This window comes from Amycolatopsis mediterranei (assembly GCF_026017845.1).
GTDB lineage: Bacteria > Actinomycetota > Actinomycetes > Mycobacteriales > Pseudonocardiaceae > Amycolatopsis > Amycolatopsis mediterranei.
This window is the reverse complement of the sequence record NZ_CP100416.1, coordinates 5,103,150-5,122,750: the sequence shown is the minus strand read 5'-3', so window position 1 is coordinate 5,122,750 and position 19,601 is coordinate 5,103,150. Positions and strand designations below refer to the sequence as shown.

Here is a 19,601-nt window from a genome sequence, read left to right as displayed (position 1 = left end):
GTCGTGCTCCTACTCAGTTGGCGGGCTCGAGGTCCTTGGCGGGCATGGCGTCCAGCGGGTCCCCGGCGGGCAGGTGCCGCTCGATCAGGTACTTGTAGATCGCGCCGCCGATCACCGCGCCGACGATCGGCGCCACGATCGGGATCCACCAGTACGGGAAGCCGTATTGGTCGGTGAACGCCGTGTCGTAGCCAGTCAGCCAGGAGGCCAGGCGTGGGCCGAAGTCGCGGGCGGGGTTGATCGCGTAGCCGGCGTTCGTGCCCCAGGCCATGCCGATCGCGACGACCAGGAAGCCGACGACGACCGGGGCCAGGTTCGCGCCCGGCGAGGTGTTGCGCAGGTCGGTGATGGCGAAGATCACCAGGACGAGGATCGCGGTGCCGATGATCTGGTCGCGGAAGGCGCCCCAGTCACCCACCGGGAGCGTGCCGTTACCCGGAAGGGTGGAGAACACGCCCTGGGTCTTGATCGTCAGGCCCGGGTCCTTGGCGTTGAGCACCTCGGTGTAGTTCCACCGCACCAGCATCGCGGCCAGGAACGCGCCGGCCGTCTGGGCCAGGGCGTAGGGGGCGACCTTGCGCCACTCGAAGCCCTTGAACACCGCCAGGGCGATCGTGACGGCGGGGTTCAGGTGCGCCCCGCTGATCCGCGAAGCGACGTAGACACCGAGCGTGACACCGAGGCCCCAGGCCCAGGCGATGCTGTCGTGGTCCCCGATGCCCGCGGCGACGACCTGCGCCACCACGCCACACCCGAACAGGATGAGGATCATCGTCCCCACGAACTCGGCCGCCAGTTCGCCGGCCAGTCCGCGGGCTTTGAGGCTTCGCACCATTGCTTTCCTCCACAAAGGACCTTGTCCCCCTATTGGTGGATGAAAGTTAAGTTCGTGCTTCGGGCGGGTCAACGGACGGCGGTCGGCATTGTCGAACGGCCGGAGTGGATGTTCGACATTGTCGAATCCGGGCCGGTCGGGTTAGGGTCGCGCCGTGCCCGGTCCGATCCAGTCCATCGAGCGCGCCGCCGCGATCCTGCGGTTGCTGGCGCGCGGCTCGGGGCGCCTGGGTGTCGGCGAGATCGCCGACGCCCTCGAACTGGCGAAGGGCACCGCGCACGGGATCCTGCGCACGCTGCAGGGCGTCGGGTTCGTCGAACAGGACCGCGACACGGGCAAGTACCAGCTCGGCGCGGCGCTGCTGCACCTGGGCACGAGCTACCTCGACGTCAACGAGCTGCGGTCCCGGGCGATCAACTGGGCCGACGCCCTCGCCGCGCGCAGCGGCGAGGCGGTCCGGATCGGCGCCCCCCTGGAGGGCCGGGTGCTGGTCGTGCACCACGTGTTCCGGCCGGACGACAGCCTGCAGACCCTCGACGTCGGCACGCTGCTGCCGCTGCACGCGACGGCGCTGGGCAAGGTCCTGCTGGCCTACGACACGGCTCTCGTGGCATCGTTGCGCACCGGCGAACCGGAGGCCTACACCCGCCGGACCCTGGTCACCCAGACGGCGATCAAGCGCGCGTGCGCCAAAGTCCGCGAAGCGGGCTGGGCCGCGGAGAACGGCGAGATGATCTCGGGCGAGGCCGGCATCGCGGCCCCGATCCGCGGCCACGGCGGCATCGTGGTCGGCGCGCTCGGGGTGTCCGGCGCGGTGGAGCGAATCTGCGAGCCGGACGGCAGCCCGAGCGCCCGGCTGCTGGGCCACGTCCGCGACGCGGCGCGGGCGGTTTCGCGGGACCTGGGTGCGTCCCGATGGTGAAGGGAGGGGCATGGTCCAGCGGTACGTGATGTCCATCGACCAGGGCACCACCTCCACCCGGTGCATCCTGTTCGACGCACGCGGCCGGCTCGTCTCGGTCGTCCAGCGCGAACACCAGCAGCACTTCCCCCGGCCCGGCTGGGTCGAGCACGACGCGACCGAGATCTGGCGGAACCTGTCCCGGATCGTCCCGCAGGCGCTGGCCGACGCCGGGGCGACCGCCGAGCAGGTCGTCGGGCTCGGGATCGCCAACCAGCGCGAGACCACCGTCCTGTGGGACCGGCGCACCGGCAACCCCGTCGGGCGGGCGATCGTCTGGCAGGACACCCGCACCGACGCCATGCTCGAACAGCTCGCCCGCGAGCCGGGCGCCGACCGCGTCCGTCAGCTGTGCGGCCTGCCCCTGGCCACGTACTTCTCCGCGCCGCGCGTCCGCTGGCTGCTCGAGCGCACGCCGGGCCTGCGCGAGCGCGCCGAACGCGGCGACGTCCTCTTCGGCACCATCGAGAGCTGGCTGATCTGGAACCTCACCGGCGGCGCCGAGGGTGGCGTGCACGTCACCGACGTCACCAACGCCTCGCGCACCATGCTGATGAACCTGCGCACCCTCAGCTGGGACGACGAGCTCCTGGAGTTCTTCGACGTCCCGCGCGCGATGCTGCCAGAGATCCGGTCCTCGACCGAGGTCTACGGCACCACTTCGCGGGTGGTCCCCGGCATCCGGATCGCCGCCGCGCTCGGCGACCAGCAGGCGGCGCTGTTCGGCCAGACCTGCTTCGCACCCGGCGAGGCCAAGTGCACCTACGGCACCGGCAGCTTCCTGCTGCTCAACACCGGCCCGACGCCGGTGCTGTCCACCCACGGCATGCTCACCACGGTCGGCTTCAAGATCGGCGACGAGCCCGCGGTGTACGCCCTCGAAGGCTCCATCGCGGTCACCGGGTCGCTGGTGCAGTGGTTCCGGGACGGCCTGGAGCTGATCGGCAGCGCGCCGGAGATCGAGACGCTGGCCAGGACGGTCGAGGACAACGGCGGCTGCTACATCGTGCCCGCGTTCTCCGGCCTGTTCGCGCCGCACTGGCACAGCGAGGCGCGCGGCGTGATCGCCGGGCTGACGTCGTACATCACGAAGGGCCACCTGGCGCGGGCGGTGCTGGAGGCGACCGGCTGGCAGACGCGCGAGGTCGTCGACGCGATGAACGCCGACTCCGGGCTGGCGCTTTCGACGTTGAAGGTCGACGGCGGGATGACCGCGGACAACCTGCTCATGCAGTGCATCGCCGACGTCCTCGACGTGCCGGTGGTGCGTCCGATGGTCGCGGAGACGGTCTCGCTCGGCGCGGCCTACGCGGCGGGGCTGTCGGTCGGGTACTGGCCGGACCTGGAGGGCCTGCGGCGCAACTGGCACCGGGCCGGCCAGTGGCTGCCGGCGATGGACCCGGCCCGCCGCGACTCCGAATACGCGCACTGGCGCCAGGCGGTGGAGCTGACGTTCGGCTGGATGCGCCCGGCCCCGGCCGCGGCGGCGCCCGGTTCGGACCTGGTCGAGGTGCTGCTGGCCGACCACCGCCGGTTCGAGCAGCTGCTGCGCGACCTGCGCAACGCCGAAGCCGACCGGCCGGCGCTGGTGGCGGAGCTGTCGGCCCTGCTGGTCGCCCACACGACGGCGACCGAGCGGATCGTCCGCCCGGCCGCGGCGGGTTCTCCCTTCGCCGAGGACTTGCTGGCGGTCCTCGAAGGTGACGACTTCGAAAAGGCGTTGCTGCGGCTGGAGAACGCCGTCGACGCTCACGTGCGCGGCGAGGAACGCGGGCTGCTGAACGAACTGCGCCGGAGTATGTCCACTTCGGACCGCACGGGCCTGGGCCGGGCGTTCGTCGCGGAACGCCGCCGCCAGCTCGACCTGGACTGCGGTGGGGTGGACCACATCCGCGGACTCGGTGACCGGCTGAAGCTCTGACCCTGCCATCCGGGTGAAGCGGGGTCCGGACCCTGCCGCGGCGCGGGCGCCGGGGAGAAGACTACGGGCACCGTTTCGCCACTGGAGGGATCACTCGTGTCCGCAGCTGCCGACGAAGCCTTGCTGTCCCTGTCCACCCCGGCCGGGCTCGCCGACCCGTACCCCATCTACGCGAAGCTCCGCGAAGAGACGCCGGTCTTCCGCAGCGAGGTCTACGACGGCTGGGTGCTCAGCCGGTTCGCCGACTGCCAGGCGGTGCTCGCCGACGGCGAGACGTTCCGGGTGCTCGACGCGCAGTGGCGCGACCGGCACCGACCGGGCTGGCGCGACAACCCGGCCATGGTGCTGCTGACCGCGCTGCTGCCGTGGAAGAACCCGCCGGAACACACGCGCGAGCGCCGGCTGCTGGTGCGGGACTTCACCGTCCGGCGCGTCCAGGAGCTGGAGCCCGCGGTCCGCCGGGCGGCCGACCGGGTGCTGGACCGCTTCGCCGACGCCACGGCGGACGGGACCGCGGTCGAGTTCGTCGGCACGGTGCTCTACCCGCTCGGGATGGCCGTGATCGGCGACCTGGTCGGCGTGCCCGAGGCCGACCACGACCGGCTCCGCCGCGTCACCGACCTGATCGGCAGGCAGGTCAACCCGGCGATGCCGGCCGAACTGCGCGCCGAGGTCGACGCGGCCGCCGTCGAATTCCGCGCCTACTTCACCGAGCTGATCGCGCAGCGGCGGGCGGAACCGCGGGCCGACCTGACGTCCGCGCTGCTGGCCCGGTCCACCACCGAGGTGGAGCTGATGTCGGAGGAGGAGGTGCTCAATTCCCTCCTCGTGTTGTTCGGCGGCGGCTACGAGACCACCGCCGGTGCGCTGGGCAACGGGATTCACGCGCTGCTGACCCATCCGGAGCAGTTCGCCCTGCTGGCCGGCGATCCGGGGCTGGCGGCGGGAGCGGTCGAGGAGGTGCTGCGGTGGGACGGGGCCGCCCAGATGAGCCAGCGCGCCGCCGCCCGGCCCGCGGTGCTCGACGGCCGCGAGGTGGCGGCGGACGAGATGGTCGTGGTGCTCGGCGGAGCGGCGAACCGGGACCCCGCGCGCTTCCCGGATCCGGACCGCTTCGACGTGACCCGCGACGCCGGCCGCGGCCTGTTCTTCGGCCACGGCCTGCACCTGTGCCTCGGCGCGGCACTGGCGCGGCTCGAGATGACCGTGCTGCTGGAACAGCTGGGAAAGCGGTTCCCGACGCTGCGCATAGAGGGCGACGTGGTGCGGCGCCCGAACCCGGCGCTGCGCGGGATGGCCGCCCTGCCGCTCACCCGCTGACGCGGCTGCCGTCCTGGTGTCGCGTGGCAATGCAGTGAATGACTCATTCCTGGCGTCCGACGCCAGGAATGAGTCATTCACTGCATCGGACCAGCCACCGCCACGAGACTGTCAACGCACCTCGGACGCGCGACACTAGGCGCCCTTGAGGCAGCGGCTGCTCTCGCGCACCACCAGCTCGGCCTCGACCGTTCCCCACGCCGGCACCGCCAGGCCGTCGATGCGGGCCGCCAGGGTGGCCAGCGTCTGGCGGCCCGCCGCCACGTAGTCCTGGCGGACCGTCGTCAACGGCGGGGCGAAGTACGCCGCCTCGGGGACGTCGTCGAAGCCGACTACGTGGGCGTCGCGCGGGACTCGCATGCCCGCCTCCGCGAAGGCCGCCACGAGGCCCAGTGCCATGTGGTCGTTCGCCGAAAACACCGCGCCCACCCCGGATTCGACCGCCAGGGACTGGCCGGCGCGGAAGCCCGAGCGGGCGGACCAGTCGCCGCGGACCACCGGGGGGATCTCCGCTCCGTGGCGCTCGAGCGTCTCGCGCCAGCCGCGCTCGCGGGCGCGGGCCACCGGGCCTTCCTCCGGGCCGCCGAGGTGCCAGACCGTCGGGTGGCCGAGTTCCAGCAGGTGCTCCGTGGCCCGGCGCGCCCCCGCGTACTGGTCGGTCGACGCCGCGGGCACCAGCGGGATCTCGGCGACCGGGGCCAGCTCGGCCAGGAGGTGCCCGTCGAGCACCACGATCCCGGCCACCCCCTGCAACTGCAGGCCGGCCACCGCGGCCAGCACCGCCGCGCCGCTGTTGACCGACACGCTGAAGACGCTCAGCACGTATTGCTGCTCGCGGGCGGCCGCGCGCAGGCCGTGCAGCACCGGTCCCGACGCCGACGCCCCGGTCGCGATCACCCCGAGCGTGCCCCGCCGCTGGAGGGCCCGCGCGCGGAGCGGGCCGTCGGGACCTGCGTCGTCCACGGGCATGCGTTGATGTTAACGATCACACGGGTGGACGTGAACTTTGTTCACCTTCCATAAATAACGAAACGATAACGGCGGAATCGCGGCTTGAACCGGCCCCGGCTCGCGGCCGTTCCCCCCAATGCCGGAACCAGTGACACCGGGCGGATCCCCCGATACCCGCGACCCGGTGCCGCTCCCCGGGTTCCGCGCGTCTCCAGCCCGGGCACGCAGGCTTTCTTCGGCGTGCCCGGAAAACCGAACGAGGTGAACATGGCCCGGAATACTTCCCGCACCCCCGCCACGGGCAGACATCGCATCACCCGCCGCACGAAGATCGCGACCGGTGGCCTGGCGCTCGCGCTGGCCGTCGGCGGCATCGTCGTCGCGACCACCGCCGGCCGCACCGGCGAGGCCAGCGCCGACCCCGCCGACAAGTCGTTCTTCATCGACATCGCGAAGGTCCCGTCGGGCAACAACGTGAACAAGGCGCTGCAGCAGAAGGGCGCCCGCGGCACGTTCACCGTGGACTGTGGCCGCAACGAGAACCAGCACTTCAACCCCGACAACTTCATCGCCCAGCCCGGCATCAAGAACGGTGCCCAGCACCTGCACGACTACGTCGGCAACCTCTCCACCAACTCCGACTCGAACAACAAGAGCCTCGTGAAGGCGGGCACCACCTGCAAGAACGGCGACAAGTCGGCCTACTTCTGGCCCGTCGTCCGCATCGACACCGGCGACGCCGAGAAGAACCCGCCCGCCACGCAGCCCGACCGGGCCGGCAGCGCCAAGGACAAGGCGAGCGCCCAGGTCGACTGCCCCGACGTCGCCAGCAAGCTGCCCGACGTCCCGGACCAGGCGATGGACGAGGTCAACCGCAACCTCGACCTGCTCGACACGCAGATCGACGAGGCCGACAAGCGGATCGCGAACGGCGATCTCAAGACGCCGCAGGACATCCAGAACGCCGTCGTCGGGCCGCTCAAGGACAAGCGCGCGTCCACCATCGACCGGATCGCCATCGCGATCGGCCGCCGGGCCGCGAAGCCGACCAACCTCGGCGGGCTCGCGCAGTGCGCGCTCAAGCAGAACGGCAAGGGCGGGATCGACAACGGCGGCCAGAACAGCAACGGCCAGCCGGCGGAACTGCCCGGTGTCAACGACAAGAACGAGGTCGGCGACAACGACGGCGAGATCCAGCGCGTCCAGTCGGCGACGATCACCTTCACCAGCGGCGGCGCGAGCAAGGTCGTCGCGATGCCGCAGTTCCTCCGCATCCTCTACGGCGACGCCAAGCAGAGCACCAACGGCCCGGCCAACGCCCGGCCCAGCTGGACCTGCACCGGCTTCGAGGACCGGCTCACCGACCACTACCCGATCTGCCCGCAGAACAGCAAGGTCGAGCGGATCCACGCCTTCCCGAACTGCTGGGACGGCAAGAACATCGACAGCGCCAACCACCGCACGCACATCGTGTTCGCGGACCAGCAGGGCAAGTGCCCCAAGGGTTTCCAGAACGTACCGCAGCTGGTGATCAAGCTGGTCTACAACATCCCGCACGACATCCAGGTCAAGGGTCAGTACAAAGTGGACGCCTTCGCCCAGGAGAAGCACAACCCCCGCTCGGACCACGACGACTTCGCCAACGTCATGGGCCAGCGCCTGATGAACCAGGCCGTCAACTGCATCAACACCGGCAAGCGCTGCTCGCAGTGACCGGAGGGCCGCGCCGGATTCCCCGGCGCGGCCCTTCGTGTCGTCCCCTCAATCACGTGTGATGCCCGCCCAATCACGCATGATGCCCGCTCAATCACACTCGACACGTGATCGGGCGGGCATCTCGCGTGACTGGGGAGACATCATGCGTGATTGGAGGGACGACACGGTGAACGGAGAGAAGGGAAAGGGGCTTCCCGCGCCACCGCGGGAAGCCCCCCTCCGAAACATCCGGCTCAGGAAGCCGCGCGGCGCTTCGTCCAGATGTCGTAGGCCACCGCGGCCAGCAGGACGACGCCCTTGACCAGCATCACCCGCTCGCTCGGGGCGCCGATCAGGGACATGCCGTTGTTGATCACCGCCATGATCAGGCCACCGGTGATCGCGCCGACCACCTTCCCGACGCCGCCCTGGACGGCCGCGCCGCCGATGAACGCCGCCGCGATCGCGTCGAGCTCGAAGTTGACGCCCGCCGTCGGGCCCGCCTGGTTGAGCCGGCCGGCGAAGATGATGCCGGCCAGCGCGGCCAGCACGCCCATGTTGACGAAGATCCAGAACGTCACCTGCTTGACCTTGACGCCCGAGAGCGTCGCGGCCTGCAGGTTGCCGCCCACGGCGTAGATGTGCCTGCCGAACACCGACTTCCCGGCCACCAGCGAGTAGCCGAGCACCAGCACCGCCAGCAGGATGAGCACCCACGGCAGGTTCTTGAACCGGGCCAGCTGCACGACCAGCGCGAGCACCAGCACCGCGATGCCGGCGATCTTGAGCACGAAGACTCCGAACGGGTCGACGTCCTGGCCGTAGCCCATCCGCCCGGCCCGCTTCCGCCACTGCGTGAACACGATCCCGGCCACCGCGGCGACGCCGGCGAGCAGCGACACCAGGTCGGCGCCGCCGAGCGGGCCGAGGCCGATGTTGCCCAGGTAGCCGGAGGTGAAGCCGTTGGACAGCGTGCGGATCGCGTCCGGGAACGGGCCGATGCCCTGGTTGCCCAGCACCGTGAGGGTCAGGGCCCGGAACGCCAGCATGCCGGCGAGCGTCACGATGAACGCCGGGATGCCGAAGTAGGCGACCCAGTAACCCTGCCACGCGCCGATCGCCGCGCCGACGACGAGGGTGATCAGCACGGCCAGGAACCACGGCACGTGCGAGTTCACCATCAGCACCGCCGACACCGCGCCGGTCATCGCGACGACCGAGCCTGCGGACAGGTCGATGTGCCCGGAGATGATCACCAGGATCATCCCGATCGCGAGGATCAGCACGTAGCTGTTCTGCACGATGATGTTGGAGATGTTCTGCGGCTCCAGCAGCGCGCCACCGGTGAGCACCTCGAACAGCACCACGATCAGCGCGAACGCGACGTAGATGCCGCTCTGGCGCGGGTTGATCGAGATCCTCCGCTTGGAGCGCTCAACCGGGGGCACGGCGGGCCGCGCTTCGGTCGTGGTCATTCCCGTTCCTTAGTCATGTACTGCATCAGCAGTTCCTGGGTGGCTTCTTCGCGCTTGGCCTCGCCGGTGATCCGGCCCGCCGACAGCGCGTAGATCCGGTCGCAGAGCCCGAGCAGCTCCGGCAGCTCGGAGGAGATGACCAGGACGGCCTTACCCTGGGCAGCCAGCTCGTTGATGATCGTGTAGATCTCGAACTTCGCGCCCACGTCGATGCCACGGGTCGGTTCGTCCAGGATCAGCACGTCCGGATCGGTGAAGATCCACTTGGCCAGCACCACCTTCTGCTGGTTGCCGCCGGAGAGCTTCCCGGTCACGCTCTGCACGCTCGGCGCCTTGATCCGCAGATCGCGGCGGTAGGAGTTGGCCGTGTCGTGCTCGGCGTGTTCGTTGACCCAGCCGCGCTTGGCCAGCTTGCCCAGCCCGGCCGCGGACACGTTGCGCTGGATGTCCTCGATCAGGTTGAGCCCGTAGCGCTTCCGGTCCTCGGTGGCGTAGGCGATGCCGTGGCGGACGGCCTCCTGCACCGACCGGACCTCGATCTCGTTGCCGTGCTTGACGATCCGCCCCGAGATGTCCTTGCCCCACGACCGGCCGAACACGCTCATCGCGAGTTCGGTGCGGCCCGCGCCCATCAGCCCGGCCAGGCCGACGATCTCGCCGCGCCGCAGCGAAAGCGACGCGTGGTCGACGACGACCCGGCCGGCCTGGGTCGGGCTGTGCACGGTCCAGTCTTCGATCCGCAGCACCTCTTCGCCGATGTCCGGTTCCCGGGGCGGGAACCGGTGCTCGAGGTCGCGGCCGACCATCCCGGTGATGATGCGCTCTTCCGTCAGTCCCGCCGCGTCGAGCGTCTCGATCGTCTTGCCGTCACGCAGGATCGTGACGGTGTCGGCGATCGCCGTCACCTCGCCGAGCTTGTGCGAGATGATCACGCACGTGACGCCCTCGTCCCGCAGCCCGCGCAGCAGGTCGAGCAGGTGGGCCGAGTCGTCGTCGTTGAGCGCCGCGGTGGGCTCGTCGAGGATCAGCAGCTTGACCTCTTTGGACAGTGCCTTCGCGATTTCGACGAGCTGCTGCTTGCCGACCCCGAGTTCCTGCACCGCCCGCGTGGGGTTTTCGGCGAGGCCGACGCGCTTGAGCAGCGCGCCGGCCTCGTGGTTGGTGCGGTTCCAGTCGATCCAGCCCCGCTTCTGCTGTTCGTTGCCGAGGAAGATGTTCTCCGCGATCGACAACTGGCCGCACAGCGCGAGTTCCTGGTGGATGATCACGATCCCGCGCCGTTCGCTGTCGCGCACCGACCCGAACTCGCACCGCTGCCCGTCGAAGTGGATCTCGCCGTCGTACGTCCCGTGGGGGTAGACGCCCGAGAGCACCTTCATCAGGGTGGACTTCCCGGCGCCGTTCTCCCCGCAGATCGCGTGGATTTCCCCGCGGCGCACGGAAAGAGTGACGTCCGACAGCGCCTTGACCCCGGGGAAGGTCTTGGTGATCCCGCGCATGCCGAGCAGTTCGGTCATTTCAGCTGACCTGCCGTGTAGTAGCCCGAGTCGACCAGTTCCTTCTGGTAGTTGGCCTTGTCCACGGTGACCGGCTGCAGCAGGAAGGACGGGACGACCTTCTTGCCGTTGTCGTAGTCCTTCGTGTTGTTGACCTCGGGCTTGCCGCCCTTGAGCACCGCGTCGGCCATCTTCACCGTGGTGTCGGCGAGGATGCGGGTGTCCTTGAAGATCGTCGAGTACTGCTCACCGGCGATGATCGACTTGACCGAGGCGACCTCGGCGTCCTGCCCGGTGACGATCGGGTAGGGCTGGCCGGCGGTGCCGTAGCCGTTGCTCTTCAGCGCCGACAGGATGCCGATCGACAGGCCGTCGTACGGCGAAAGCACACCCGCGACCTTCGCGCCACCGGTGTAGGTCTTGGTGAGCAGGTCCTCCATGCGCCGCTGCGCGGTGGCCGGGTCCCAGCGCAGGATGGCCGCGCGGGCGAAGTCGGTCTGCCCGCTCTTGACGACCAGCTTGCCGCTGTCCATCAGGGGCTTCAGGACGGACATCGCGCCGTTGAAGAAGAAGGTCGCGTTGTTGTCGTCCGGGGAACCGGCGAACAGCTCGATGTTGAACGGCCCCGGCCCGTCTCCCAGGCCCTTGACCAGCGAGTTCGCCTGCTCGACGCCGACCTTGAAGTTGTCGAAGGTGGCGTAGTAGTCGACGTTCGGTGAATTGCGGATCAGCCGGTCGTAGGCGATGACCGGGATCTTCTTGTCGGCCGCTTCCTGCAGCTGGGTGGTGATGGCGGTGCCGTCGATCGAGGCGATGATCAGGACCTTGGCGCCCTTGGTGATCTGGTTCTCGATCTGGTTCACCTGGGTGGGGATGTCGTTCTCGGCGTACTGGAGGTCGACCTTGTAGCCGAGCTTCTCCAGGGCGGCCTTGATGTTGTCGCCGTCGTGGATCCAGCGCTCCGACGACTTCGTCGGCATGGTGACGCCGACCAGGCTGCCCGCGGCGCTGGCGCCCGACGGCGTCCCCGCCTGGTCCGCCGTTTTCTGGCTCGAACCGCACGCCGAGAGCGTGAGCACAAGCCCCGCGGCAGCGATCGCCGCGATTCCTCTGGTGAACTTCATCGTTCTTTCTTCCTTTCTCAGAAGCCTTTTCAGAAACCCTGGGCAAGCCGGTGGTAGGCCTGGTTCCACCGGATGCGGTCGGCGAAGTCGTGCGGGGTCGTGTCCTTGTCGATGACCAGCAGTTCCACGCCGAGCAGGTTCGCGAAGTCGCGCAGGGTCTCGGTGCCCACGGCCTGGGTGAGCACGGTGTGGTGCGGGCCGCCCGCGGTGATCCACGATTCCGCGGACGTCGCCAGCGACGGCGCCGGCTCCCAGACCGCGCGGGCGACCGGCAGGTTGGGCAGCGGCTCGTCCGGCGCGACGACGTCGATCTCGTTGGCCACCAGCCGGAACCGGTCGCCGAGGTCGACCAGGCCGAGGACGACGCCGGGGCCGGGCGCGGCGTCGAACACCAGCCGGACCGGGTCCTCGCGGCCGCCGATGCCCAGCGCGTGGATCTCGCAGGACGGCTTGGCGGCGGCGATGCTCGGGCAGACCTCCAGCATGTGGGCGCCGAGGATCTTCGGCTTGCCCGGCCCGAAGTGGTAGGTGTAGTCCTCCATGAACGACGTGCCGCGGGTCTTGCCGACGCCCATCGCCTTGACCGCGGCGAGCAGCGCCGAGGTCTTCCAGTCGCCCTCGCCGCCGAAGCCGTAGCCGTCGGCCATCAGGCGCTGCACCGCGAGGCCGGGCAGCTGCCGCAGCCCGCCGAGGTCCTCGAAGTTCGTGGTGAACGCGCCGAAGCCGCCGTCGGTGAGGAACTTCCGCAGCCCGGCCTCGATGCGGGCGGCGTACTGCAGCGACTCGTGCCGCGCTCCCCCGGCCGCCAGGTCGTCGACGAGGTCGTAGTCCGCGGCGTAGGCGGCCACCAGTTCGTCCACGTTCGACACCGCGTCCACGAGCTCGACCAGGTCGTTCACGCCGTAGGTGTTGACCGAGACGCCGAAGCGCAGTTCGGCCTCGACCTTGTCGCCTTCGGTGACGGCGACGTCGCGCATGTTGTCGCCGAACCGGGCCAGCCGCAGGTTCCGCAGGTGGTCGGCGCCGATCGCGGCCCGCGCCCACGCGTCGATCCGCGCGACGACGGCCGGGTCGGACACGTGCCCGGCGACGGTCTTGCGCGGCACGCCCAAGCGGGTCTGGATGAACCCGAACTCCCGGTCGCCGTGCGCGGCCTGGTTGAGGTTCATGAAGTCCATGTCGATGGTGGACCACGGGAGCGCCTCGTTGAGCTGCGTGTGCAGGTGCAGCAGCGGCTTGCGCAGCGCGTCGAGCCCGGTGATCCACATCTTCGCGGGCGAGAAGGTGTGCATCCACGCGATCACGCCGACGCAGGCGGCGTCGGCGTTGGCCTCCTGCAGCACGCGGCGGATCGAGGAGGCCTCGGTCAGCACCGGCTTGCCGACGATCTCGGCCGGGAGCGCGCCCGAGGCGGTCAGCAGCTGCTGGATGCGCAGCGACTGGCCGGCGACCTGCTCGAGGGTCTCCTCGCCGTAGAGGGCCTGGCTGCCGGTGAGGAACCAGAGCTGGGGTTTCGATGCCGAAGTCATCGTTCTCCTTGGGAAGATCAGTGCTGGCCGTAGACGTTCTGGTACCGGGCGTAGAGCCGGTCGACGTCCTCGGGCGGGAGGGGTTCGGGCGTGCCGAGCTCGAAGGCCTTGTGGACGGTGCGGGCCACGTCCTCGACCATCACCGCGGCCTTGACCGCGTCGCGGGCGGTGCGGCCGACGGTGAACGGGCCGTGGTTGCGCATCAGCACCGCGCGCGAGCGGCTCGAGCGAAGCGTTTCGACGATGCCGCGGCCGATGGAGTCGTCGCCGATCAGGGCGAACGGCCCGACCGGGATGTCCCCGCCGAACTCGTCGGCGATCATCGTCAGCACGCACGGGATCGGTTCGCCGCGGGCCGCCCACGCCGTGGCGTAGGTCGAGTGCGTGTGCACGACGCCGCCGATCTCCGGCATGTGCCGGTAGACGTAGGCGTGCGCGGCGGTGTCCGACGACGGCGCGAGGTCGCCTTCGACCAGCTCGCCGTCCAGGTCGGTGACGACCATGGTGTCGGCGGACAGGTCGTCGTAGGACACCCCCGACGGCTTGATGACCAGCAGGTCCCGGCCCGGGACCCGCGCCGAGACGTTGCCCGCGGTCCAGATGACCAGCTCGTTGCGGGTCAGCTCGCCGTGCAGCTTCGCGACCGTCTCCCGGAGTTCGGCGACGGTGTCGAGCACTTCACCGGTCAGCGACATCAGGACTGTCCTTTCGCGACGGCCTTCGAAACGGCACGGCGGCGGGCGGCCAGGCGGTGCATGACATCGTTGCCGCCCCGGCCGAAGTAGTCGTGCAGCTGCGTGTATTCGGCGTACAGCTCGTCGTAGGCGGCGACGTGCGCGGGCACCGGCCGGTACACCGCGCGCTCGACCGAGCCCATCGCGGCGGCGGCCGCGCGGATGTCCGCGTGGGCCCCGGCGGCGACGGCCGCGTGGATGGCCGAGCCGAGCGCGGGTCCCTGCGCCGAGCCGATCACCGACAGCGGGAGGTTGGTGACGTCGGCGTAGATCTGCATGAGCAGCGCGTTCTTCGTCAGCCCGCCCGCGATGATCAGCTCGGTGACCGGGACACCGGCGGCGTTGAACGTTTCGATGATCTTCCGGGTGCCGAAGGCGGTGGCCTCCAGCAGCGCGCGGTAGACGTCCTCGGCGCGGGTGGCGAGCGTCTGCCCGACGACCACGCCGGAGAGCTCGTGGTCGACCAGCACCGACCGGTTGCCGCTGTGCCAGTCCAGCGCGATCAGGCCGTGTTCGCCGATCTCCTGCTGGGCGGCGAGGCGGGTGAGGTGCTCGTGCCCTTCGTAGGACGCCGGGACGCCGTGCTCGACGAACCAGCCGAAGATGTCGCCGACACCGCTCTGGCCGGCCTCGTACCCCCAGAGCCCGGCCACGATGCCGCCCTCGACGACCCCGCACATGCCGGGGACCTCGCGCAGCTCGGCGCCGTTCATCACGTGACAGGTCGAGGTGCCCATGATCGCCACCATCTGCCCGGGCTCGACGGCCTGGGCGGCGGGCGCGGTGACGTGCGCGTCGACGTTGCCGACCGCGACCGCGATGCCCTCGGGCAGCCCGGTCCAGGCCGCGGCTTCCGCGGTCAGCGACCCGACGCGGGAGCCCAGCTGGCCCAGCGGGTGCTCCAGCTTGTCGGCCACGAAGGACTCGAAGCCGGGGGCGAGCTCGCGGAGGAAGTCGCGGCTGGGGTACTGGCCGTCCTGCAGGATGCCCTTGTAGCCGGCCGTGCAGGCGTTGCGGACGTAGGTGCCGGCGAGCTGCCAGACGATCCAGTCGGCCGCCTCCACCCAGTGCCGCATGGCGGCGTAGACCTCGGGCGCTTCTTCGAACAGCTCCAAGGCCTTCGCGAACTCCCACTCCGAGGAGATCAGCCCGCCGTAGCGCGGGAGCCACTTCTCGCCGCGGGCGCGGGCCAGGTCGTTGATCCGCACGGCCTGCGGCTGCGCCGAGTGGTGCTTCCAGAGCTTCACGTACGCGTGCGGGTTGCCCTCGAACTCGGGCAGTTCGCACAGCGGCGTCCCGTCCGCGGTCGTCGGCACCATCGTGCACGCGGTGAAGTCGGTGGCGATGCCGACGACGTCGGCCGCGTCGACGCCGGCGTCCCGCAGCGCCGCCGGGACGGCGTTGCGCAGCACCCCGACGTAGTCCGCCGGCACCTGCAGCGCCCATTCCGGCGGCAACGCGCGGCCCGTGGCGGGCAGCGTCTCGTCGAGCACCCCGTGCGGGTACTCGAAGACGCCGGAGCCGAGTTCGGCCCCATCAGCCACGCGCACGACCACCGCGCGGCCCGACAGCGTGCCGAAGTCGACGCCGACGGTGAGTGGTTCTCCCACGGTGTCTTCCCTCCTGGTTGGTGACCGGGACGCGGCGCGGGCGGCGGTGAACGCGCCGCGTCCCGGGGTCTTAGCGGCCGGTGAGGACCAGTGTCGTCACGGAGTTGGCCGGCAACGTCAGCTTCGACGTCGCGGCCAGGCCGGTGATCTCCCTGGTCTGCGGCACGATGGCGGTCGGCGCGGCGAGGCTGTTGCGCCCCGCCGGGTCGCCGGTGAGCGTGGTGAGCGTGCCGGTGCCGTCGACGGCGGTGACGCCGGTGAGCGCCAGCCGTGCGGTCTGCACCTGCGGAGTCGGGTTGACGAGTTTGACCGTGAAGGTCTTCCTCCCGCTCTTCGTGGTCACGTTGACCACCTGCCGCAGGGGACTGCCCTGGTTGAGGCGGCTGGTGACGATCTGCTTGCCGAGGGTGCTGGAGAACATCTGCTGCACCCAGTACGACGGCGAACCGTAGCTGCTCCCGGCGTCGAGCCCGATCAGGTTGACCGGCCAGCTGGCCTGGTTCTCGTGCACCAGCACCGGCGCGTACATCGAGCCGATGACGACGTCGCTGTTGCGTTCGAGCCCGGTGAGGAACGCGGCCTCGCCGATGGCGGCGGCCAGGGTGCCGGTGGGCCGGCCGTCCTGGGCGCCGTACTCGCCGACGAGGATGTCCGGGCCGCTGCGGTCGGCGGTGTCGTAGCGGGTCGAGTTGTCGGTGAACCACTGCGGCGACTGGTAGTAGTGGTCGTCCGCGGCGTCCGGGCGCACCCCGGTCGACGTGCTCGACGCGGCCCCGCCCTGCAGGCCGCCGGTCGTCGCGATGACGGTCAGCTGCGGGTACTTCGCCTTGATGGCGTTGAACATGTCCGTGAAACGCCAGGCGTAGCTGCCCGAGCCGTCGAACCAGTCCTCGTTGCCGACCTCGACGTAGTGCAGGTCGAACGGCGCCGCGTGCCCGTCGGCGATCCGCTTGGCGCCCCAGGTCGTCGAGCTGTCGCCGATGGCGTACTCGATCTCGTCGAGGGCTTCCTGCACGTACTGCGGATAGTCGGCCTGGTCGACGTGCTGACCGTTCAGGGTGTAGCCGGCGAACAGCGCGAGCAGCGGCTGGGCGCCGATGTCCTCGGCGAGCTTCAGGTAGTCGAGGATGCCGAAGCCGTCGGTGGACCAGTAGCCCCACGCGGTGTTCTGGTGGCCGGGCCGCTGCTCGAGCGGGCCGATGGAGTTCTTCCACGCGAACCGCGTGTCGAGCGTGTTGCCCTCGAGGTAGTTGCCGCCCGGGACGCGGAACAGGCCGAGCTTCATCGCCGCGAGCTTCTGCCCGAGGTCGGCGCGGACGCCGTTGGGCCGGTTCTTGAAGGTCGGCGGGAACAGCGACACCTGCTGGAACCAGACGTCGCCGCCCAGCACCTTCTTGCCCTTGTTGACCAGGGACACGACGATCCGGTTGTCGGTGGAGGCGGTGATCGTCGACGGCGTCGTGAAGCTGAACGTCTGCTGCGCCCAGGTCGCGCCGACCGGCTGGAGGTCCTTGCTCGCCAGCACCGTGCCGTCCGGCTTCTCCAGGCTGACCCGGACCCCGCCGGTCCACGTGCCCTTGGCGAAGAAGCTGCCGGTGTACTTCGTGGACGGCTTCGCGGCGACGCCGTAGAAGCCGACGTTCGCGGCGGCCACCCGGCCCGCCGCCGGGACCGCGTCGGCGTGCAGCTTCAGCGAGCGGTCGAGCGCGGTGTTCAGCGGGTTCGCGGTGTCGACCGAGTAGGCACCGGTCGCACCCGCCGAGGTGACCAGCGACCAGTACGGCACCGGCGTGTCGCCCGCGCCGCTGCCGGGCTGGAAGCCCTCCTTGAAGGTGCGGTTGCGGACGAGCTCGGCGTAGAGGCCGCCTTCGACCGAGTGGCTGATGTCTTCGAGGATCGAGCCGTAGGTGGTCGGCCGGGTGTTGGCGCGGACGACGTTGGCGTCCACGGCCAGCTGGTTGGCCCCGGCCAGGGTGCCGATCTGCGCCGCGGTGAGCGGGAAGCGGCGCAGCTCGACCTCGTCGACGGCACCGGTGAAGCCGGAGCCGACGGTGAACGGCGCCGCCGCGGTGCCCGAAGCCGGGCAGGCGGCGACGTCCAGCGTCGTGCCGGTGGGCGTACCGCAGGTGCTGGTGACCGCGGCCGCGTCGCCGTCGGCGTAGACGGTGAGCCGCTGGGCGGCGCGGTCGAGGACGAGGGCGGCGTGGTGCCAGTTCCCGTCGGCGAGCCCGCCGCCGTTCGTGGTCACCTGGATCGTGCCGACGCGGGCGGTGAGCTTGCCGCCGGTCACGCCGAGCGCGTAGCCGTCGCCGTGGTCGACCAGCGTGCCCGCCGCGGTGGTGCGGAACCAGGCGGCCAGCGACAGCGACCCGGTGCCGGTGTCGAACGCGGGCGAGCTGCCCATGTCCACAGTGGACTTGCCGTCGAGCTGGACGGCCTTGCCGGCCGCCCCGGCGGTCCAGGTGGCCCCCTTCAGCGTGCCGTCGGCGGCGTTCGCCGAGGCGTCGCGAGCCACTGTGCCGGCGCCTTCGTCGAAGTGCCACGACCCGCTCGCGGCCAGCGCGGCGACGGCGGAGGAGGTCAGCGGCGTCGGGTACGCGCGGACGTCGTCGATGCCGCCGGCGAACCAGTCGGCCGGGCTGCCTGCCCACTTGCCGCGCCCGATCTCCAGGTGCCCGGCCGCGGTCCACGGCGTGGTGTACGGGACGCTCTGCTGCAGGGTTCCGTTGACGTACAGGGAAAGCGTGCCGGCCGCCCGGTTGTAGACGCCGACGACGTGCTGCCACTGGTCGGCCTGCGCGGGCAGCGTGGACACCGCCGAGGACGCGGCGGAGTCACCGTCGGCCGCGCGGCGGGCGAAGGCGAACCGGCCGTCGGCGGCGCGCTGGAGGTAGAAGCCGCTGATCGTCGAACCGTCGACGCTCACGGCCGTCCGGAAGCCGCCGGCCGAGGTGGGCTTGAGCCACGCCGACACCGAGAAGCTCTGCGCGGTGTCCACGACCGGAGCCGGGGCGTCGACCGCGGCGTCGGTGCCGTTCAAGGCGACGCCGTGCGCGCCGACGACACCGTCGCCCCAAGTCGCGCCGCCGGTCAGGGTGGCGGTGCGCGCGTCGAGGGAGTCGTCGGCCGTCGTGGTGCCGGTGCCCTCGTCGAGGCCCCAGTGCCCGGCGATGGCCAGGCGGGCGGCGCCGGCGCCGGTCAGGGCGCCCGAGTAGGCGCGGACGTCGTCGATCGAACCGTCGACGAAGTCCACCGGGTTGCCGCCGTACTTGCCGCGGCCGATCACCAGGTGCCCGGAGCCCGCCCACGCGGTGGGTGCGGCGACGGTGGCCTGGCGGGTGCCGTCGACGTACAGCGACAGCGTTGACATGCCCGCGTCGTACACGCCGGTCAGCTGGTACCACTGGCCGGCCACGGGATCGAAGTTCGCCGACGCGACCACACCGTCGGTCGGGGCGTCCCCGGCCAGGCGGGTGAAGGCGAACCGGCGGGAATCGTCACGGAACTGCAGGAAGAAGTTGCTGACCTGGGCACCGTCGAGGCTGACGAACGTCTGGTAGCCGGACGTCTTGTCCAGCTTCACCCAGCTGCTCACGGAGAAACTCTTGGTCGTGTCGAGCACCGGCGCCCCGGCGTCGGCGAAACCCCTGGACCCATCGGTCGTCAGGGCGCCGCCGCGGATGCCCGGGCCCCAGCCTGCCCCGTCGGTCAGCGTCGCCGGGTGGCTGCCCGCCGTGTCGGCCGCGGTCGTGCCGCTGCCGTCGTCGAACGCCCAGTGCCCGGCCAGGCCCGGGTCGGCGGCGGCCGAGGCGGCCGGCGCGACCGCAACCGGAACACCGGAGCACAGCGCCAGCGCGGCGAGCACGGCCATGGGCCGCCGCAGTCTGCGGTGCATGACTCTCCCTTGAGTGTGAGCGTTCACATGATCCACCGGGGTGGCGGACCGGGTG

General features: G+C 70.6%; 13 protein-coding genes. 4 read left to right on the top strand and 9 right to left on the bottom strand.

The genetic code is table 11. The annotated features are described in order from the left end of the window. Positions 1–13 precede the first annotated feature (13 nt). Entirely contained in the window at positions 14–835 is an 822-nt protein-coding gene (locus ISP_RS23595) for an MIP/aquaporin family protein (RefSeq protein ID WP_013226256.1), read from the bottom strand. A 154-nt stretch (positions 836–989) separates the two neighbouring features. On the opposite strand from ISP_RS23595, the gene ISP_RS23590 reads away from it, so the two are divergent. The 3 genes from ISP_RS23590 to ISP_RS23580 all read left to right on the top strand — a co-directional run bounded on the left by ISP_RS23590 (position 990) and on the right by ISP_RS23580 (position 5,037). Next, positions 990–1,757 (top strand): IclR family transcriptional regulator, encoded by a 768-nt coding sequence (locus ISP_RS23590; protein WP_013226255.1) that lies wholly within the window; start codon positions 990–992, stop codon positions 1,755–1,757. Between the two features lie 10 nt (positions 1,758–1,767). Then, a complete protein-coding gene (gene glpK, locus ISP_RS23585) occupies positions 1,768–3,717 on the top strand; it encodes a glycerol kinase GlpK (protein ID WP_013226254.1) in 1,950 nt (649 codons plus the stop codon). Between the two features lie 96 nt (positions 3,718–3,813). Continuing rightward, positions 3,814–5,037, top strand: coding sequence for a cytochrome P450 (locus ISP_RS23580; RefSeq protein WP_013226253.1), 1,224 nt, complete (start codon positions 3,814–3,816; stop codon positions 5,035–5,037). 135 nt (positions 5,038–5,172) lie between these two features. Here the strand turns inward: ISP_RS23580 and ISP_RS23575 are convergent, their stop codons facing one another. Next, a complete protein-coding gene (locus ISP_RS23575; protein ID WP_013226252.1) occupies positions 5,173–6,006 on the bottom strand; it encodes a substrate-binding domain-containing protein in 834 nt (277 codons plus the stop codon). A gap of 249 nt (positions 6,007–6,255) precedes the next feature. Here ISP_RS23575 and ISP_RS23570 point away from each other — a divergent pair, with 249 nt between their 5' ends. Continuing rightward, positions 6,256–7,701: a DUF1996 domain-containing protein gene (locus tag ISP_RS23570; protein ID WP_013226251.1), complete on the top strand. Its 1,446-nt coding sequence runs from the start codon at positions 6,256–6,258 to the stop codon at positions 7,699–7,701. Positions 7,702–7,937: 236 nt separating this feature from the next. On the opposite strand, the gene mmsB is transcribed toward ISP_RS23570, so the two are convergent. The 7 genes from mmsB to ISP_RS23535 form a co-directional block, all read right to left on the bottom strand. Further along, positions 7,938–9,158 carry a multiple monosaccharide ABC transporter permease gene (gene mmsB, locus ISP_RS23565; RefSeq protein WP_013226250.1) on the bottom strand — a complete coding sequence of 407 codons (1,221 nt, stop codon included), beginning with the start codon at positions 9,156–9,158 and terminating at the stop codon, positions 7,938–7,940. Beyond that, positions 9,155–10,675 carry a multiple monosaccharide ABC transporter ATP-binding protein gene (gene mmsA, locus ISP_RS23560; RefSeq protein WP_013226249.1) on the bottom strand — a complete coding sequence of 507 codons (1,521 nt, stop codon included), beginning with the start codon at positions 10,673–10,675 and terminating at the stop codon, positions 9,155–9,157. Before mmsA ends, mmsB begins: the two co-directional genes overlap by 4 nt. Further along, the gene (gene chvE, locus ISP_RS23555) at positions 10,672–11,778 is read right to left on the bottom strand and encodes a multiple monosaccharide ABC transporter substrate-binding protein (RefSeq protein WP_013226248.1); all 1,107 of its coding nucleotides are present in this window, start codon (positions 11,776–11,778) and stop codon (positions 10,672–10,674) included. The genes mmsA and chvE overlap by 4 nt, the downstream gene beginning before the upstream one ends. Positions 11,779–11,807: 29 nt before the next feature. Next, positions 11,808–13,307 (bottom strand): L-arabinose isomerase, encoded by a 1,500-nt coding sequence (gene araA / locus ISP_RS23550; RefSeq protein ID WP_013226247.1) that lies wholly within the window; start codon positions 13,305–13,307, stop codon positions 11,808–11,810. A gap of 17 nt (positions 13,308–13,324) precedes the next feature. Continuing rightward, positions 13,325–14,002 (bottom strand): L-ribulose-5-phosphate 4-epimerase, encoded by a 678-nt coding sequence (locus tag ISP_RS23545; protein ID WP_013226246.1) that lies wholly within the window; start codon positions 14,000–14,002, stop codon positions 13,325–13,327. After that, positions 14,002–15,651 carry a ribulokinase gene (araB, locus tag ISP_RS23540; protein ID WP_013226245.1) on the bottom strand — a complete coding sequence of 550 codons (1,650 nt, stop codon included), beginning with the start codon at positions 15,649–15,651 and terminating at the stop codon, positions 14,002–14,004. The genes ISP_RS23545 and araB overlap by 1 nt, the downstream gene beginning before the upstream one ends. A gap of 70 nt (positions 15,652–15,721) precedes the next feature. Then, complete coding sequence (locus tag ISP_RS23535) at positions 15,722–19,546, bottom strand: LamG-like jellyroll fold domain-containing protein (RefSeq protein WP_013226244.1); 3,825 nt, start codon at positions 19,544–19,546, stop codon at positions 15,722–15,724. Positions 19,547–19,601: the final 55 nt, after the last annotated feature.

Bases quoted from the DNA above. Each gene is read 5' to 3' on its own strand.
- ISP_RS23595 (WP_013226256.1), bottom strand. From the start codon at position 835: ATGGTGCGAAGCCTCAAAGCCCGCGGACTGGCCGGCGAACTGGCGGCC.
- mmsB (WP_013226250.1), bottom strand. From the start codon at position 9,158: ATGACCACGACCGAAGCGCGGCCCGCCGTGCCCCCGGTTGAGCGCTCC.
- araA (WP_013226247.1), bottom strand. From the start codon at position 13,307: ATGACTTCGGCATCGAAACCCCAGCTCTGGTTCCTCACCGGCAGCCAG.
- ISP_RS23575 (WP_013226252.1), bottom strand. From the start codon at position 6,006: ATGCCCGTGGACGACGCAGGTCCCGACGGCCCGCTCCGCGCGCGGGCC.
- ISP_RS23545 (WP_013226246.1), bottom strand. From the start codon at position 14,002: ATGTCGCTGACCGGTGAAGTGCTCGACACCGTCGCCGAACTCCGGGAG.
- chvE (WP_013226248.1), bottom strand. From the start codon at position 11,778: ATGAAGTTCACCAGAGGAATCGCGGCGATCGCTGCCGCGGGGCTTGTG.
- ISP_RS23535 (WP_013226244.1), bottom strand. From the start codon at position 19,546: ATGCACCGCAGACTGCGGCGGCCCATGGCCGTGCTCGCCGCGCTGGCG.
- mmsA (WP_013226249.1), bottom strand. From the start codon at position 10,675: ATGACCGAACTGCTCGGCATGCGCGGGATCACCAAGACCTTCCCCGGG.
- ISP_RS23570 (WP_013226251.1), top strand. From the start codon at position 6,256: ATGGCCCGGAATACTTCCCGCACCCCCGCCACGGGCAGACATCGCATC.
- glpK (WP_013226254.1), top strand. From the start codon at position 1,768: ATGGTCCAGCGGTACGTGATGTCCATCGACCAGGGCACCACCTCCACC.